The sequence below is a fragment of the Skermanella sp. TT6 genome, assembly GCF_016653635.2.
GTDB lineage: Bacteria > Pseudomonadota > Alphaproteobacteria > Azospirillales > Azospirillaceae > Skermanella > Skermanella cutis.
This window is the reverse complement of record NZ_CP067420.1, coordinates 2,509,793-2,525,891: the sequence shown is the minus strand read 5'-3', so window position 1 is coordinate 2,525,891 and position 16,099 is coordinate 2,509,793. Positions and strand designations below refer to the sequence as shown.

At 67.0% G+C, this 16,099-nt stretch carries 12 protein-coding genes; all 12 read right to left on the bottom strand.

Features of this window, described 5'->3' with window-relative positions; translation table 11 throughout:
- Positions 1–43 precede the first annotated feature (43 nt).
- A complete protein-coding gene (locus IGS68_RS11855; RefSeq protein WP_201080187.1) occupies positions 44–1,768 on the bottom strand; it encodes a methyl-accepting chemotaxis protein in 1,725 nt (574 codons plus the stop codon).
- 159 nt (positions 1,769–1,927) lie between these two features.
- Positions 1,928–3,859, bottom strand: a complete 1,932-nt coding sequence (locus IGS68_RS11850) for a TonB-dependent receptor plug domain-containing protein (RefSeq protein ID WP_201080185.1) — start codon at positions 3,857–3,859, stop codon at positions 1,928–1,930.
- A 38-nt stretch (positions 3,860–3,897) separates the two neighbouring features.
- On the bottom strand, positions 3,898–4,422 hold the full coding sequence (locus IGS68_RS11845; RefSeq protein WP_201080182.1) for a YfiR/HmsC family protein: 525 nt from the start codon (positions 4,420–4,422) through the stop codon (positions 3,898–3,900).
- Positions 4,423–4,645: 223 nt separating this feature from the next.
- The gene (locus IGS68_RS11840) at positions 4,646–5,287 is read right to left on the bottom strand and encodes a winged helix-turn-helix domain-containing protein (protein WP_247881287.1); all 642 of its coding nucleotides are present in this window, start codon (positions 5,285–5,287) and stop codon (positions 4,646–4,648) included.
- A 212-nt stretch (positions 5,288–5,499) separates the two neighbouring features.
- Positions 5,500–5,673, bottom strand: coding sequence for a hypothetical protein (locus IGS68_RS11835; protein WP_201080178.1), 174 nt, complete (start codon positions 5,671–5,673; stop codon positions 5,500–5,502).
- Between the two features lie 167 nt (positions 5,674–5,840).
- A complete protein-coding gene (locus tag IGS68_RS11830; protein WP_201080176.1) occupies positions 5,841–6,614 on the bottom strand; it encodes an RNA methyltransferase in 774 nt (257 codons plus the stop codon).
- Between the two features lie 41 nt (positions 6,615–6,655).
- Entirely contained in the window at positions 6,656–8,260 is a 1,605-nt protein-coding gene (cimA, locus tag IGS68_RS11825; RefSeq protein ID WP_201080174.1) for a citramalate synthase, read from the bottom strand.
- 2 nt (positions 8,261–8,262) lie between these two features.
- Positions 8,263–9,636 carry a cysteine--tRNA ligase gene (gene cysS / locus IGS68_RS11820; RefSeq protein WP_201080172.1) on the bottom strand — a complete coding sequence of 458 codons (1,374 nt, stop codon included), beginning with the start codon at positions 9,634–9,636 and terminating at the stop codon, positions 8,263–8,265.
- A gap of 26 nt (positions 9,637–9,662) precedes the next feature.
- Positions 9,663–11,006 carry a glutamate--tRNA ligase gene (gene gltX / locus IGS68_RS11815; protein ID WP_201080171.1) on the bottom strand — a complete coding sequence of 448 codons (1,344 nt, stop codon included), beginning with the start codon at positions 11,004–11,006 and terminating at the stop codon, positions 9,663–9,665.
- A gap of 90 nt (positions 11,007–11,096) precedes the next feature.
- A complete protein-coding gene (locus tag IGS68_RS11810; protein WP_201080169.1) occupies positions 11,097–12,413 on the bottom strand; it encodes a cytochrome c peroxidase in 1,317 nt (438 codons plus the stop codon).
- A gap of 106 nt (positions 12,414–12,519) precedes the next feature.
- A complete protein-coding gene (locus tag IGS68_RS11805; RefSeq protein WP_201080167.1) occupies positions 12,520–14,184 on the bottom strand; it encodes an NAD+ synthase in 1,665 nt (554 codons plus the stop codon).
- A gap of 83 nt (positions 14,185–14,267) precedes the next feature.
- The gene (locus tag IGS68_RS11800; protein WP_201080165.1) at positions 14,268–15,893 is read right to left on the bottom strand and encodes a methyl-accepting chemotaxis protein; all 1,626 of its coding nucleotides are present in this window, start codon (positions 15,891–15,893) and stop codon (positions 14,268–14,270) included.
- Positions 15,894–16,099: the final 206 nt, after the last annotated feature.

Genomic DNA, 16,099 nt, shown 5'->3' with positions numbered 1-16,099 from the left:
CGTAAAGTCAAACGGATGTCACCCGGAAAGCCCGCGCCCGGCGTCAATCCCGACCCTGCGAGGCATTGACCGACCGGATGTCGGCCAGGAACCGGTCGATCATGGTGCGCAGGTCGCTCGCCTGGCTGGACAGCGTACCCACCGCGCCGTTGACGTCCTCCGCGGCCTTGCCGGTCTCCCCGGCCCCGTCGCGGACGCCCTCGATGCTGCGGGACACGGTGCGGGTCCCGTCGGCCGCCTGCAAGGCGCTGTCGACGATCTCGTGGGTGGCTCCGCTCTGGTCCCGGACCGCGCCGGCGATGATGCCGCCGATCTCGTTCATCCGGCCGATGATCGAGGTGATCTCGCGGATCGCCTCGGCCCCCAGGCGCGTCGCATCCTGCACCGCGGCGATCTGGGCCGTGATCTCGCCGGTGGCATGGGCCGTCTGGTTCGCCAGATCCTTGACCTCGTGGGCGACCACCGCGAAGCCCCTTCCGGCCTCCCCTGCCCGTGCCGCCTCGATCGTCGCATTGAGGGCCAGCAGGTTCGTCTTGGCGGCGATGCTGGTGATCAGCTTGACCACCTCGCCGATCTTCCGGGTCGTATCGTCCATGCCGGTGACCAGATCGTTGGCCCGCTGGGCGGACGTGACGGCCTGGCCGGACACCCGGGTCGATTCACCCACCTGCCGGTCGATCTCGACGATGGCCAGCGACAGGCGCTCCGCCGTGGCCGCCACGGTATCGACGTTGGCGGAAGCCTGGGACGCGGCGCCGGCGACCGAGTCGGCCTGATGCTCCGTCTGCTGCGCGACCGCCGAGAGCGACTCGGCGGCCTTCTCCAGCGTGACGGTCGCTGCCGATACCTGGTTCAAGGTCCGGGAAATCTCCCCGTCGAGCGACAGGACGAGCTGTTCCATGGCCTGGGCGCGCCGCTCGCGCTGCTCGTGCTCGTGCCTCTGCGCTTCCCAGGACTGGTCCAGCTTGATGCCGTTGTCCCTGAATACCGCCAGCGACTCCACGATGGCTCCGAGTTCGTCGCTCCGGGACAGCGCGGCGATATCCACGTCACGCTTTCCGTCGGCGAGTCTCCGGGTCACCGCGGCGATCCGTTCGATGGAGCCGGTGGTCGACCGGCCGATGCCCCAGGAGAATCCGGCCACCGCCACGGCGGCGATCAGCGTGGACCCCAGGAACACGAACTTCATGAGGTCGGCGGCGGTCGCGGACTGGTCCGCCTGCAACCGGGCATTCTCGACTCCGGAATCGATGATGCCCGCGATCAGGACATTGAGCTTCCGATAATTCTCTTCCAGCGGCCCGATCAGCTTGACCACCCCCCGGAAATCGAACTCAAGCATCGACTCGACGACGTCGATCATCTCCCGGTAGGTGCCCAGCCCCTCGATCGCCTCATCCAGCTTGCCGCGTTCCTGCGGCTGGGCGTACCGGTCGCGCCAGGTGCCCAGATCCCGGATGATCGAATCCAGTTCCTCCCGGATCGCCGTCAGCCGCTCCGGAATGCGTGCGTCGTTGCCTTGGGCGGCCTTGGCGACCACGGCTTGGTAGAGGTGGCCGTTCACCCTGTCGATCCGGCCGCTGACCGTGGCCAGGTCGATGCCGCCCCGCAGGTTCGCCTCGACCATGGTCCGGAGATCCCCGACGAGCCTGCCGAGTCCCGTGTAACCCACCGTCGCGACCACCATCATCAGGCAGACCGCCAGACCGGGCGCGAGGGCGAACTTGAAGAAGAACGGCAGGTTGGACAGCGTCGGGCGCTTCGCCATGATGGCTTCTCCGGACAGGGTTTCCGACGCGGGAACTCAGTAGTCGGCCCGCACCGAGAAATAGAGCCTCCGCTCGACCTCGGGCAGCGAGGTCTCCCGGTGGGTCGTCTGGTTGAACGACAACCCCTCCACCGCGACGGTGATCGTGTCGTTGAGATGTTAGCCGATGCGGCCGTTGACCGTGACCCGGTCCTCGACATCGATCAGCCGCGTGCTGCTGCTGCCGACCTGGATCAGGGGCATGCGGGTTCCCGAGACGTAGTTCGCGGAGAAATCCAGCTCCAAGCCGCGCCAGGTATAGCCCACCTTGCCGTTGACCTTGTGGCGGGGCGTCGTCTCCTCGTACGCCACCGCGCTGGGACGCCCGTCGTTGAAATCGGCGATCAGGTCGTCGTCCACGATCTCGAACGAATAGTTGATTCCCCAACGCCAGTTGGAGCCGATACGGCCGTCGAGGCCGATTTCCGCACCTGTCGCTTCCGAGCTGCCGACGTTGCGGAAGAGGAAGTCATATCCCGCGGGCGAAATGTTGGTGATGCGGGTCGCATCCGCATCGCCGATCAGGTTCTTCGACGTCTGCCGGTACAGGCTGAATCGGGCCAGGCTGTCGATCTGCGGGATCCGGCGGTCGTACCCGACCTCGTAGTTCATCACCGCCATCGGATCGATATCTGGGCTTCCGGAGATGCGCGACGTCGGGATCGGGCCGAACGGCACCGGATAGCCGTCATGATACCCGAGGGCGATCATCGAGGGGAGCTGGACGCCGCGCGACGCCGTGACCCGGAACGTGTCCAGCCGCGTCGGCCTCCAGGCGAGACTGCTGTTGAAGCTGTATTCCGTCAGGGCCTTGTCGAAATCGTCGTTGGTGAAGGGACCGACGCTGCCCGGAGCGTTCCTCAAGGTCACCGGCCCGCTCCGGTCCAGGCGCAGATGGTCGACGCGGACCGCGTTGGTCAGCGAGACCGAATCGGTGACGGCCCAGTCCCACATGCCTCCGGCGGCATAGACGTCGTAGGAAACCGTCGCTTCCTTGTAGGGCACCGTCTCCATGGCGTTGTGCCGGTACTCTCCGGTCACCCGGAAGCTGTGATCGGTCCCGATCTTGAACAGGTCCTGGAGCTTGGCCACGGTCACGTGGTTCGAGATCGGCAGCGTCGGCAGCACGTCGTCCGAATCGAGGTTGGCTTCGAGCCAGTTGCGGTAGACGGTGGCTTCCCAGAGTCCCACCGCCCCTTCGCCGGTGAGCGTCGTACGTGCCGAGTAGGTATCGATCTTCGCCGCGATCGGGGTATAGATCGGGACCATCTCCGTCTGCTGGACATGGCTGCGGGTCAGCTCGACGCCCCACTGGGTATCGTCCAGAACCTGGAACAGGCCGTCGACGCTGAGCGACCGGCGCTCCGGATTCCGCCGCAGGCTGTTCTGCAGCGATGTCGCGGGGGTGTCGAATTCATCGGCGTTGGAGGCGCCCGCCGAGATCCGCAGCCCCGCCCGGTCGCCGATCTTCAGGGTATTGACCAGCGACGCCTGACGGTACTTCTGGGTGCCGCCGCGTACCGTCGCCGTGTCGACGTCGTCGTAAAGCGGCGAGAAGGTGATGATGTTGATGACGCCGGCGACGGCGTTGAAGCCGAACAAAGCCGAGTTCGGCCCTTTCACCACCTCGATCTGGCGGATCTCCGAGAGCTCCACCGGGATGGCGCTCCAGGTGGTCAGGCCATAATGGTCGAGATAGACCTGCCGGCCGTTGACCAGCACCAGGAGGCGCGGCGAATAGGCTTGGTTGTAGCCGCGCACGCCCACGTCGGAGGAACCGTTGCTCCACCGCCAGACATCGACGCCGGCGACGCTTCGCAGGACTTCCGGAATATCGTTGGCGCCCGAACGGCGGATGTCCTCCGCGCTGATGATGTCCATCGTGACCGGAACTTCGGTCTGCCGCTGCGGCTTGCCGGTGGCGCTGGTGGTCACCGGTTCCTTGAACAGCGCCTCCAGGTCTCCGTAGTTGATGGTCTGGGCATGCGCCGGTCCTGTCGCGGTCAGGGCGAGCGCGATGCCGATGGATGCGAGCGGAAACAGGGTCTTCATGGCGGATCCTCGGAGCGTCACGCTAGGCGGGGACGGCATCAGATTTCGATGATGAGCATGCGGAAGGCGGCCCTGAAGGCGACCTGGGATTGATCGGCCGCCTGCTTGTTCACCAGGATCTCGACGGCCGGCTGGCTGGCGACCGACATGACGCAGTGCCCCGTGCGCGCGCAGCTCGAATCGGTCGAAACGGTGAGGAGACGCTTCGACTTGGCCGACTCGAAGATGGCGCCCTGGTGCGCCGCCAGCCCCGTGGTCACGAAGACGACGCCGGCCCCGTCGAGCTTCTCGAGCTCGGCGACCGGCACCAGCAGCGGCTCGAGCGTCAGCGAGCCCTCCTTGAAGCCGCTGCCGAGCATGGCGGCGAGCCGGTCGGCCTCGGCCTTGGAAACGGCGATGTCCGGCGCGAAGACTATCGCCATCTTGGCAGGAGTGGCCGGCTTGGCAGCCAGGAAGCCCAACGACTTGGCGATGACCTGCACATCGTCCAGCGCCACATCGGCGCGAGCCATGGCTGCGGGCAGGCAAAGCAGAACCGTCAGGACAAGCGCCTTCCACTTCATAAGCGTGCCCTCGCTGTTTGGCGGGTAGTTTTCGGAATGCCTCTCGGTTCGAAAGCTATAGTTTGCCTTTGCATGTCTCTAGTAAAACTTAAAGGAATATCGTAAATGAAGTTGAACGCCCTATTTCAAAAATGAAATCTTATAGTTCCTGCAGTCTAAGCAATAGAAATAGAATGAATATTTGGGTATTCAGTGTCCTTGGCAGGAATCCGGGTCCCGGGCGTCAAACCGCCGCAAAGCAATATCCCTGACCGTGAATCGTCAGGATCAGCCTTGGATCCTGCGGATCGACTTCGATCTTGCGACGCAGTCGCCCGATCAGCACGTCGATCGTGCGATCGTCCGGCGATCCCGGCCGCCTGCTGACGGCGGCGGTCAGGCGGTCGCGGTCGAGGATGCTCCCGGGATTGGACGAGAGCGTCACCAGCAGGTCGAACTCGCTGCGGGTCAACCGGACATTGCGTCCAGCCGGGTCCTGCAGATGGCGCCGAGCAAGGTCCAGCGTCCACCCGTCGAAACGGCAACTGGCGCCGGCGCCCGTGCGTCCGGCCCGCAGGCGGCGCAGCAGGTTCCTGACGCGCAGCGCCAATTCCCGCGGGTTGAGAGGTTTTACCAGATAGTCGTCGGCGCCCAGTTCCAGGCTGAGGATGCGGTCGACTTCCTCCCTCCGGGCGGTGACGACGATGATGCCGAGAAGTTCGTCGCGGCGGAGTTGCCCGAGGCGGGTGAACGCTATGCCGTCTGGCAGCGCCAGATCGGTGAGCAGCAGATCGAAGCGCCGTTCCGCCAAGGACCGGTCCATCTCCCTCAGGCTCGCCGCTTCGACGATCTGGTGGCCCTCCTGCCTCAGGATCGCGGCCGTCACGGCGCGATCGGATGCATCCCCTTCCACCAGCAATATGGCATGCCGGCTGGACGCGCCGGATTCAGTGCTCCGATCCATGTCGCTCGTCTCCGGTCGGCCCCGACGCGGGTGCTCGGTTCCCGGTATTGATAATCCGGGTTCCACCGCCGGACAAGCGGCATGCCGTCTGTCCGGCTCTCTTTCGGCGCGAGCAAAGGGATCCGGTTTCCCGCCTATCCGATCCTGCGGTGGACCCCGCTGATCAAGTGGATCGCCTCATGGATCTGGGCGGTCGCCTCGCGCAGGTCGGCATACTCCAGATCGTTGCTGTTCGCGGTTTCCAACTCCATCAGAGCGAGGTCGATCTCGTCCGCCGCATCGCTCAGCAGGATTCCCGCCTCGGTCAATCTGTTCCGCGTGTTCGCACCCTGCCCCGCAAATTGCAAATGCCGAAGCGCGCGACGCAGATTCCGGCCGAATTTCTGGATACCCATTGCCCCTCCTATCCGTTAGATAGGGGTATTTCAGCAACCTTCGTGCCAATCGGCGGAAGACTATCCCGAACGTGGAGAGGCTATTCTTTCGCTGCCGACCTCTTACGTCCGGTCAATGCCGAAATGATGCCATGGAAGGTCCTGACTTCCTGTTCAGTCATATCCATGCGCTGGAAGCAGTTTCTTATAGATCGAATCATCGACGGCTTCTTCTCGGGCGATGAAAAGAAACGCGAGTTTTCCAGCTCGTCTTCCAGGTGGGAGAACAGGTTCACCAATTCTTCCTTGTTGGCCGGACGGGTCGCGCCGGTGTGCAGATAGCGTCCCGGCGCCACCTCGCCGGTCTGGTACCATTCGTACCCGATGATCAGGACGGCCTGAGCGAGGTTGAGCGAGCTGAACGCGGGATTCAGCGGAACCGTCAGGCTGGTGTCGGCCAGCGCCAGGTCGTCATTGAACAGTCCCGTCCGCTCAGGCCCGAACAGCACGCCCGTCGCCAGCCCGGCGGAGGATTGGGCCCGCATCTCCGACGCCGCCTCGCGCGGGGTCATGATCCGCTTGATCATGCCGCGGTTGCGCGCGGTGGTCGCGAAGACGTGGGACAGGTCGGCGATCGCGTCCTCCGTCCGATCGAAAAGGCGCGCGTTGTCGAGCACCAGGTCCGCGCCGGACGCGGAGGCCTTGGCGCTGCCGCTCGGCCAGCCGTCGCGCGGGCGGACCAATCGCAGGTCGGTAAGACCGCAGTTCAGCATCGCGCGGGCACAGGTGCCGATATTCTCGCCGAGCTGGGGCTCGATCAGGATGATCGCCGGTCCGCCGAGCACGGCGTCCCGCTGGGGGTTGGTTCCTGCCATATCTCTATATGTCGACTTCTATATGTCTGACCGTCTCTATATCAACGGCCGTCCCGCGCCGCAGCGATGCTGGCGCGGTACAGCCGGTAGGTGATGCTGTCATGCAGCGCGTTGTAGGATGCGTCGATCACGTTGGCCGAAACGCCGACCGTCGTCCAGCGATCGCCCCGCCCGTCGATGCTTTCGATCATCACCCGCGTCACCGCCTTCGTTCCGTCGTTCGGCGTCAGGATGCGGACCTTGTAGTCGACCAGCCGGAGCCCTTCCAGTTCCGGATAGGCGGGCACCAGGGCCTTGCGGAGCGCTATGTCAAGCGCGTTGACCGGGCCGTTGCCCTCCGCGACCGTCATCAGCGACTGGCTGCCGACGTCCAGCTTGATCGTCGCCTCGGACAGGGTGATCAGTTCGTCCCGGGCGTTCCAGCGCCGCTCGTCGATGACCCGGAAGCTCTGGAGGCGGAAGAAATCCGGCACCTCGCCAAGGGCCCTGCGGGCGAGCAGCTCGAAGCTCGCCTCGGCGCCGTCGTAGGCGTAACCGTCATACTCCCGCCGCTTCACCAGATCCACCAAGTCGGCGATGCGCTCGTCGCGGGCATCGATCTCGATGCCGATCTCGCGAAAGCGGGCAAGCAGGTTCGACCGACCGGCCTGGTCCGAGACGACGATGGTCCGGCGATTGCCGACGCTGGCGGGGTCCACATGCTCGTAGCTCGTGGGGTCCTTCTCCACCGCGGAGACATGCAGGCCGCCCTTGTGGGCGAACGCGCTTTCCCCGACATAGGGTTTATGCCGGTCGGGCGCCCGGTTCAGCCGCTCGTCCAGCCCGCGCGAGACCTGGGTCAGGCGGCGCAGGCCGTCGGCCGTGATGCCGGTCTCATAGCCCATCTTCAGCATCAGCGTCGGGATCAGCGATACCAGGTTGGCGTTGCCGCAGCGTTCGCCCAGCCCGTTCAGCGTCCCCTGAATCATCCGGGCGCCGGCACGCACGGCCGCCAGGGAGTTCGCGACGGCATTCTCCGTGTCGTTGTGGGTGTGGATGCCCAGGTTGGTCCCGGGAATGCGCTCCGCCACGGCGCGGACGATCCGTTCGACCTCGTCCGGGAGGGAGCCGCCGTTGGTGTCGCACAGCACGATCCAGCGGGCTCCGGCCTGGAAGGCGGCCATCAGGCAGTCGACCGCGTAGTCCGGGTTGGCCTTGTAGCCGTCGAAGAAATGCTCCGCGTCGAACAGCGCCTCGCCCTTGCGCTCCCGGATCAGCCCGATGCTGTCGGAGATCAGCTCCAGGTTCTCCGAACGCGGGATGTTCAGCGCAACGTCCACATGGAAGTCCCAGGTCTTGCCGACCATGCAGACCGCGTCGCATTTCGCACCGACCAAGCCGGCCAGGCCGGGATCGTTGGCGGCGCTCCGGCCGGGCCGGCGGGTCATGCCGAAGGCGGTGAAGGTGGCGTTCCGCAGCTGCGGCGGGTCGGCGAAGAAGGCGTCGTCGGTCGGGTTGGCGCCCGGCCAGCCGCCCTCCACGTAATCGATCCCCAGCAGGTCCAGGTCCCGCGCGATGGCCGTCTTGTCGGCCACGGAGAAATCGACGCCCTGGGTCTGCGCGCCGTCCCTCAGGGTGGTGTCGTAGAGATATATCCGCTCGCCCATGGTCAAGCCCGCTTCCAGGTGGTCCCGCCGGGACCGTCCTCCAGCACGATGCCCTGGTCGGCCAGCTCCTTCCGGATCCGGTCGGCCGCCGCGAAGTCCTTGGACTTGCGGGCCTGCTTGCGCTGCTCGATCAGGTCCTCGATGGCTGCGGCGTCCGGTCCGCCGGCATCGCCGCCGCGGAACCATTCGGTCGGGCCCTGCCCGAGCAGGCCCAGCACGCCGCCGGCGCCCAGCAAGGCGGCTTTCAGCGCAGCGCGCTCCGCCGGTTCCGTCGCCTTGTTCAGGGCCGTCACGATGCCGTGGACGTGGCTGATCGCCAGCGGCGTGTTCAGGTCGTCCTCCAGCGCCGCCATCACCTCGGCCGGCACTTGGTCGCCGGACGCGGGCACGTCCTCGACCGAGCGCAACGCCGTGTACCACCGGTCCAAGGTCGCCTTGGACTGCTTCAGCCCGTCCCGGGTGAAGTCGAGCGGCTGGCGGTAATGGGCGCCGAGCAGGGTAAGCCGGATCGCCTCTCCGGGGAACTCGGCCAGCAGGTCCCGGACGGTGAAGAAGTTGCCCAGGCTCTTGGACATCTTCTCGCCCTCGACCGTCAGGAAGCCGTTATGGACCCAGTAGCGGGCCAGCGGGGCGCCGCCGTGGGCGCAGGCCGACTGGGCGATCTCGTTCTCATGGTGCGGGAAGATCAGGTCGAGCCCTCCGCCATGGATGTCGAAGGTCTCTCCCAGGTGCTCCTCCGCCATGGCGGAGCACTCGATATGCCAGCCCGGCCGTCCCCGCCCCCACGGGCTGTCCCAGCCCGGCACCTCCGGGGCGGAGGGTTTCCACAGCACGAAGTCGGCGGGATCGCGCTTGTACGGCGCCACCTCGACCCGGGCGCCGGCGACCAGCTCGTCCCGGGACCGGCGCGACAGCCGGCCATAATCCGCCATCGAGGGCACGCTGAACAGCACGTGTCCCTCCGCCTCGTAGGCGTTGCCGGCGGCGATCAGGCGGCCGATCATCCGGATCATCTGGGCGACATGGGTGGTCGCCCGCGGCTCGACGTCCGGCGGAAGGGCGTTCAGCGCGGCCATGTCCCGGTGGTACGCCTCGGTCGTGCGCGAGGTGACGCTGTCGATCCCTTCCCCGCTCTCCCGCGCGCGGTCGATGATCTTGTCGTCGACGTCGGTGATGTTCCGGACATAGCGGACTTGGCCGTACAGCCGCCGCAGCAGCCGGCACAGCACATCGAACACGACGACCGGGCGCGCATTCCCGATATGGGCGTAGTCATAGACCGTCGGGCCGCAGACATAGAGGCCCACCTTGCCCGGCACCAGCGGCTCGAACCGTTCCTTCTGGCGTGTCAGCGTGTTGAAGAGATCCAGGGCCACCGGTCTTTCCTTAAAACAGAGCCACTTCAGGCAACCCGGCCGGCGAGCCGCGCTTCCGCCCGCTCGCGACCGATCAGAGGTAACAAATTCTTCAGCTCCGGTCCATGGTCGCGGCCGGTGAGCGCCAGGCGCAGCGGCATGAACAGGCCCTTGCCCTTGCGCCCGGTCGCCGACTTGACGGCGCCGGTCCAGGAGCTCCAGGTCGTGTCGTCCCAAGGCTCCGCCGGCAGATGGGCCGCGGCGGCCGAGGCGAATTCCGCGTCCTCGACCACCGGCTCGATCGGCTCGCGGGCGACATGCCACCACTCCGCCACGTCGGCCAGCCGCGACAGGTTCGGCCGCACCGCCTCCCAGAACACGGCGTCGATCCCGCCGAAACCCAGGGTTTGCAGCCGGCCGGCGACCGCCTGGAAGGGAGTGGCGTGCAGCACGCGGGCGTTCAGCCGGGCCAGTTCCTCCGGATCGAACTTGGGGGCGCCGCGGGCGACCTTGGCCATGTCGAATTCGGCCGCCAGCTCGGCCAGGCTCATGCGCGCCTCGATCGCGTCCGACGTGCCCAGCTTGGCGAGCAGGCTGTTGATCGCCATCGGCTCGATGTCCTGGTCGTCGCGCAGGCTGGCGACGCTGATGCTGCCCAGCCGCTTCGACAGACCGGCGCCGGTCGCGTCGGTCAGCAGCGGCAGGTGGGCGAAGCCCGGCACCGGTCCGCCCAGCGCCTGCCAGAGCTGGATCTGCACCGCCGTGTTGGCGACGTGGTCCTCCCCGCGGATGACGTGGGTGATGCCCAGCTCGATGTCGTCGACGACGGACGAAAGCGTATAGAGCGTCCGCCCGTCCTCGCGGATCAGCACCGGGTCGCTGAGGTCCCGTCCGTGGAAATGCTGCGGGCCGCGCACGAGGTCGTCCCACTCGACCGGCGCGTGCTCCAGCAGGAAGCGCCAGTGCGGCGTCCGGCCCTCGGCCTCCAGGCGCGCCCGGTCCGCATCCGTCAGGCGCAAGGCCGCACGGTCGTAGATCGGCGGCAGGCCCCGGCCCAGCAGGCTCTTCCGCTTGAGCGACAGTTCCTCGGCCGTCTCGTAGCAGGCATAGAGGCGCCCGGCCGCCTTCAGCCGCTCGACAGCCGCCGCGTAGCGGTCCAGCCGGTCGGACTGCCGGGCGAAGCGGTCCCAGTCAAGGCCCAGCCAGCGCAGGTCGCGCTCGATCCCGGCGGCGTATTCGGCCGTCGACCGCTCCAGGTCGGTATCGTCGAGACGCAGCAGGAAACTGCCTCCCTGGCTGCGGGCGAACAGCCAGTTGACCAGCGCCAGGCGGATGTTTCCGACATGGAGCTGGCCGGTGGGGCTCGGCGCGAAACGGACGGCGACGCTCATGGATCCCTTCGGGCTTCCGGAACATGGGGGCGGCACGGATAGCACACCGTGGCCCCGTGCGAAACGGCGGAAACCCGGTCCGTCCCCCGCCTACTCCACGTCCACCTTGAGCTTCATCTTGGGATGGATGCCGCAGAACACATGATAGGTGCCTGGCTCGGTGAAGGGCAGGCTGACATGTTCGCCCGGTTCCTGGTACCCGCTGTTGAAGTCCATACTGTCCTCGAACACGCGGATATTGTGAGCCCGCGTGTCCTGGTTCTGGATCGTCAGGGTCTCGCCCACCTTGATATGGACATGGCGGTGGCTGAACCGCTTGTCCTTCTGAACGATCGTCAGCGTATCGGACGTCTCGGATTCGGGCGCCGAAGTGACGGCGAGACTGTCCGCCGCGGTCGCGGGATCAGGGCTGAGACTGTGGAGGAAAGCCACCAGGTCGGCCTTTTCCCGCTCGGACAGCGCGTCGATCCTCGGCAGGTCGGGCGACAGCGTGTCCCGGCCGACGATGCCGCTGCGGTAATGCTCGACCACCCCTTCCAGCGTCCCGATCGAGCCGTCATGCATGTAGGGGGCCCGGTCGGCGACGTTCCGCAACGGCGGCGTCTTGAAGGCGTGGTTCAGCTTCGGCAAGCCCAGGATCGCGCCGCGGCCGAGGTCCTCGCCGGGCAGGCCGATATCGTGGAAGGCATGGTCGGTGAACTGCCAGCCGGAATGGCAGGAGGAGCAACCGGCGGGTCCGGTGAAAACCTCGAAGCCGCGCTTCGCCTCATCGCTGACGGCCCCGCCGTCGCCGCCGACCCAGCGGTCGAAGGGTGTCACGCCCGACACCAGGGTGCGTTCGAAGGTGGCAAGCGCCTTGGCGACGGTGACCGGCGTGATCCTCGGATCCTCCGGGAACGCCCGGGCGAACAGGGGCGGATAGCGCGGGTCGGCCTCCAGGGTCCGAACCATGCCTTCCAGCGTCTGGTTCATCTCTCGCGGGTTCTGGACCGGGCCGAGCGCCTGTTCCTCCAGGCTGCCGGCGCGGCCGTCCCAGAAGAACAGCTCGCCCCAGGCCGCGTCCTGGACCGAGGGCGTCCGGCGCCCCAGGGGCGTTCCGTCCAGTCCCTGGTGGGCCGGCACCCCGTCCTGCCAGCCGGAAACAGGGGCGTGGCAGGTGGCGCACGACCGGTCCCCCGCTCCGGACAGGCTGGCGTCGAAGAACAGCTTGCGGCCCAGTTCGGCCTTCGCCTCGGTGAAGGGATTGTCGTCCGGAAAGGGAACCGATCCGGGCCTGACATAGTCGGCCAGCATCGATGCCACCGCGGCATCGAGTTTCCGTTCCGCCAGGGCGGGCGTGCCGGCCAGCAGGGTGAAAACCAGGCTGCCGATCAGGAGGGGGGAAGGATCGATCGCGGAAAAGCGCATGCGACTCAAGGCCTCGGAACGGGCAAGTTACCGTGACCAAGATACTACTGCAAGTCACTCGCATTAGCGATGCGACGGATCGCCCCCCTGCCGACGGGGCGGCGCATCACAAGATCGACATGAAACCGTTGACGACCGGCAGCCTGCAGCCGGTGCCGAAGCTCCGGCCGCTGATCCTGACACCCGGCGGAAGCTGGCGTCGTTGGCATTCCGCCTGGACCACGGAGCGCCAGACCTGTTCCACGGCTACCGGGTCGTGGTCGCGGTCCAGGATCTCGGCCACGGTCAACTCCTGGTCCAACAGGCAGCGCAGGATATCGTCGAGCAGGTCGCCCGGTGGCAGCACCCATCCCATGTCCCGGCCGGTCCGCCACCCGCTGGCCGCCGTGTCGGTGATGACCCGCTCGGGCACCACGCGCCCCGCCGGCCCCTTGGCGTCGTCGGGAAGATTCCGGTTGCGCCAGGCGGCCAGCGCCACGACGGTGGTCCGATAGACGTCCTTCAGAACGGCGAAGCCGCCCCACAGGTCGCCGTGAAGCATCGACCGTCCGACCGCCACGTCGGTCCTGTTGGCCGACGACAGGGCGAGCGCATCGAACTTCTCCGCCAAGGCAAGCAGGACGGCGCCGCGCAGGCTTCCCCGCAGGTCGTCGTCCGCCTTGTCGGGGTCGCGGCCGGCGAAGGCCGGGGCGAGCATGGCATCGGCCGCCCGCAAGGCCGGCGCGATCGCGATCTCGTCGATCTTGCACCCGAGCAGTTCGGCGACTTCCCCGCCGTCCTCCAGGGCTTCCCGGCCGGTATCGGGCGACGGCAGCAGGATGCAGTGGACCCGGTCCGGACCCAGCGCATCGACGGCCAACGCCGCCGTCAGCGCGCTGTCGACGCCGTCGGTCAGGCCGACCAGCACGCCGTTCCGTCGGCTCTTCCTCACATGGTCGCGCAGTCCCAGCATGAGCGCGTGGTATGTGGCGGCCAGCCCGGACGGCGGGCCCGACATTTCGCCCTCGTGGCAGATCCAACCATCGTCATCGCCCCGTTCCCACCGGGCCACCGCCAAGCTCTCCCGGAAAGCGGGCGCGTGGATCCGCAGCGCGCGGTCCGCGCCCAGGACGAAGCTCGACCCGTCGAACACCAGTTCGTCATGCCCGCCGACCTGATTGACATACAGCAGCGGCAGCCCGGTCTCGGCGACCCGGGCCACGGCGCGGTTGATCCGGCGGTCCTGAGTGTCCAGGTCGACCGCATCGCCCCCGGCGACCACCAGGATTTCGGCTCCGCACTCGTCGAGCGCTTCCGCGACATCGGCGGTCGCCATATCCTCGGCGATCATGACGCCCAGGCGGACGCCCCGGAAGTTGACCGGGCCGGGAACCGGACCGGCGGCGAACAAATGCCGCTCGTCGAACGGACTCCCGTCCGCCAGCACATGCTTGGTCCGGATGGTGGCCACCCGGCCGCCGTCCAGCATCAGGACGGCGTTGCAGACCTGACCGTCCACCCGCCAGGGGGCGCCGACCAGCACTCCCGGCCCGCCATCGGCCGTTTCCCCGGCGAAATCCCGGACAGCCTGCTCGACCGCGTCCAGGAAGAATGGCTTCAGGGCGAGCTGTTCGACCGGCTGGCCCGAGACGCCCATGGCGGCGCAGACCATCAGGTCCGCCCCGCGGGCGGAAGCCTCCGCCCGCGCCGCGCGGATACGGTCGATGTTCTGGTCGATGGCGCCCGTGGTCGGGTTCAGCTGGGCCAGGGCGATGGCGAGGCGGTCGGTCATGGCGATGCGGGCATCCGGATGGATCGATCCGGCAATCTACCAAGACCATCGGCCCGCTCAAAGCGGCAAGGAGGAACCGTCGGTCATGCCGCCATCCGGGCCGACCGCAGCAGGCCCGCCAATTCTGCCGGCGTCAGCGTGCGCTCGAACTTCAGGTGGGTGATGTCGCGCTCGGTCGAGAGGATCTGCCCCCGGATCACGCCCTCCAGTCCGGGAAGGACAAGCTCGACCATCCCACCGGCCGAACCCGTGACGGTCCCGACGAGCCCGACGCCCCCCGCCGACAGGTCGACCAGCCCGACCTGTCTCCTGGCACCGCCGACGGATACCGTCGCCGAGAAATCGACGGGATGGCGCCGATGTCTCCGACGGTCGAATACCTCGTGCGTCCTCATCGTGCTCATCAGCCGGTCGATCTCGTTCTGGAGATGACCGACATGCTGGGTCATGGTGCCGGTTTCGGACCGCACCTCGTGCATCAGTTCCGAGGCTTCGCCGGTGTCATGGGCCACTTCCGTGATGCTGGCGGCGACCTGCCGCGTCCCCGCCGCGGCTTCCATGACGCTGCGGCTGATCTCTCCCGTCGAGGCGGTCTGCTGCTCGATCGCGGCGGCAATGCCGGCGGAGATCGCCTCCACCTCGTGGATCACGCCGACGATGCTCTGGATGCCCGACACAGCCTTCTCGGTCTCGGCCTGGATGCGCGCGATCTGGGCGGAGATCTGCTCGGTCGCGCGCGCGGTCTGCGATGCGAGCGCCTTCACCTCGTTGGCGACCACCGCGAATCCCTTTCCGGCCTCCCCCGCGCGTGCCGCCTCGATCGTGGCGTTGAGGGCCAGGAGGTTGGTCTGGCCGGCGATCTCGTTGATCACCCGGACGATCTGCCCGATCTCCCCCGCGGCGGTCGCCAGCCCCTGCACCGAGAGGTTCGCGGAGCCCGCCTGATCGACCGCCTGCCGGGTGACGGTGCGCGAGACGCTGACCTGCCGGCTGATCTCCGATACCGAGGCGGAGAGCTGCTCGCCCGCGGCGGCCACGGTCTCGAAGCTGGCGGTGGCCTGCTCGGCCGCAGACGCCACGGCGGTCGCGTTGCCGGCCACGCGGTCGATCGCGGCGGATGTCTGCGTCGCGATGTCGGAAACATGGCCGCCGCGCTCGGCGACCTGTGAGACGACCGAATGGACCTCCCGCTCCAGCGTGTCGGCAAGGTGCCACAGCTCCTTCTGCCGGTTCTGGTCGCCGCTCTCGATGTAGCAGGAGATCGCCAGGTCCATGTCCAGGAAGACGGTCTGGACGATCGCCCGGAGAACGCGCTTCAGCTGCGACGGCTGCCAGCGGTACCGGTTGACCGCCGCGTCCATCAGGTCGCCCATCGCCAGGGAGTACCCGCCGATGTACCAGCGCGGCTCAAGGCCGATACGCTGATGCGTGGTGCCGATCTGGACGGTCCGCGCCAGTTGGGCGTCATTGAAAGTCCCTGCGAACAGGCTCGTCCAGTGCCGGCGCTGCGCTTCCTTGAGGCGGTCGATCGAAACACCCGCCAGCATGACCCGCATCTCGGCATCGGTGGCGATATGGTCGTAGAACTTGTCCAGCGTCTTCGGCAGCGTCGCGTCGAGAGTTGGAGCGAAGTTCCGCAGGGCCGATCGCGTCTCATCATTGATCCCGAGGAATCCGAGCCTTGCTTCGCGATCCAGATCGTTCGACATCCTGCCTCCGGGGTTCAAGCACGCTACCATAGAACGCCGAGTATTATGACCAAAGGCTTACCAAACCGTTCCACCTGTTTCCAAACGATCATCCGGTCACCGGGGCGGCCGATCAGATGCGTTGCGCCATGGGCACAACCTACGATCGACGGCCCGCATCACCTCCGTCCTGCATTGAGCCGTAGGTTGCGCCTGTGGCGCAACAA

Excerpts from the sequence above, each read along its gene's own strand:
- gltX (WP_201080171.1), bottom strand. The coding sequence starts at position 11,006 with ATGAGCGTCGCCGTCCGTTTCGCGCCGAGCCCCACCGGCCAGCTCCAT.
- IGS68_RS11850 (WP_201080185.1), bottom strand. The coding sequence starts at position 3,859 with ATGAAGACCCTGTTTCCGCTCGCATCCATCGGCATCGCGCTCGCCCTG.
- IGS68_RS11800 (WP_201080165.1), bottom strand. The coding sequence starts at position 15,893 with ATGTCGAACGATCTGGATCGCGAAGCAAGGCTCGGATTCCTCGGGATC.
- cimA (WP_201080174.1), bottom strand. The coding sequence starts at position 8,260 with ATGGGCGAGCGGATATATCTCTACGACACCACCCTGAGGGACGGCGCG.
- IGS68_RS11830 (WP_201080176.1), bottom strand. The coding sequence starts at position 6,614 with ATGGCAGGAACCAACCCCCAGCGGGACGCCGTGCTCGGCGGACCGGCG.
- IGS68_RS11805 (WP_201080167.1), bottom strand. The coding sequence starts at position 14,184 with ATGACCGACCGCCTCGCCATCGCCCTGGCCCAGCTGAACCCGACCACG.
- IGS68_RS11855 (WP_201080187.1), bottom strand. The coding sequence starts at position 1,768 with ATGGCGAAGCGCCCGACGCTGTCCAACCTGCCGTTCTTCTTCAAGTTC.
- IGS68_RS11845 (WP_201080182.1), bottom strand. The coding sequence starts at position 4,422 with ATGAAGTGGAAGGCGCTTGTCCTGACGGTTCTGCTTTGCCTGCCCGCA.
- IGS68_RS11810 (WP_201080169.1), bottom strand. The coding sequence starts at position 12,413 with ATGCGCTTTTCCGCGATCGATCCTTCCCCCCTCCTGATCGGCAGCCTG.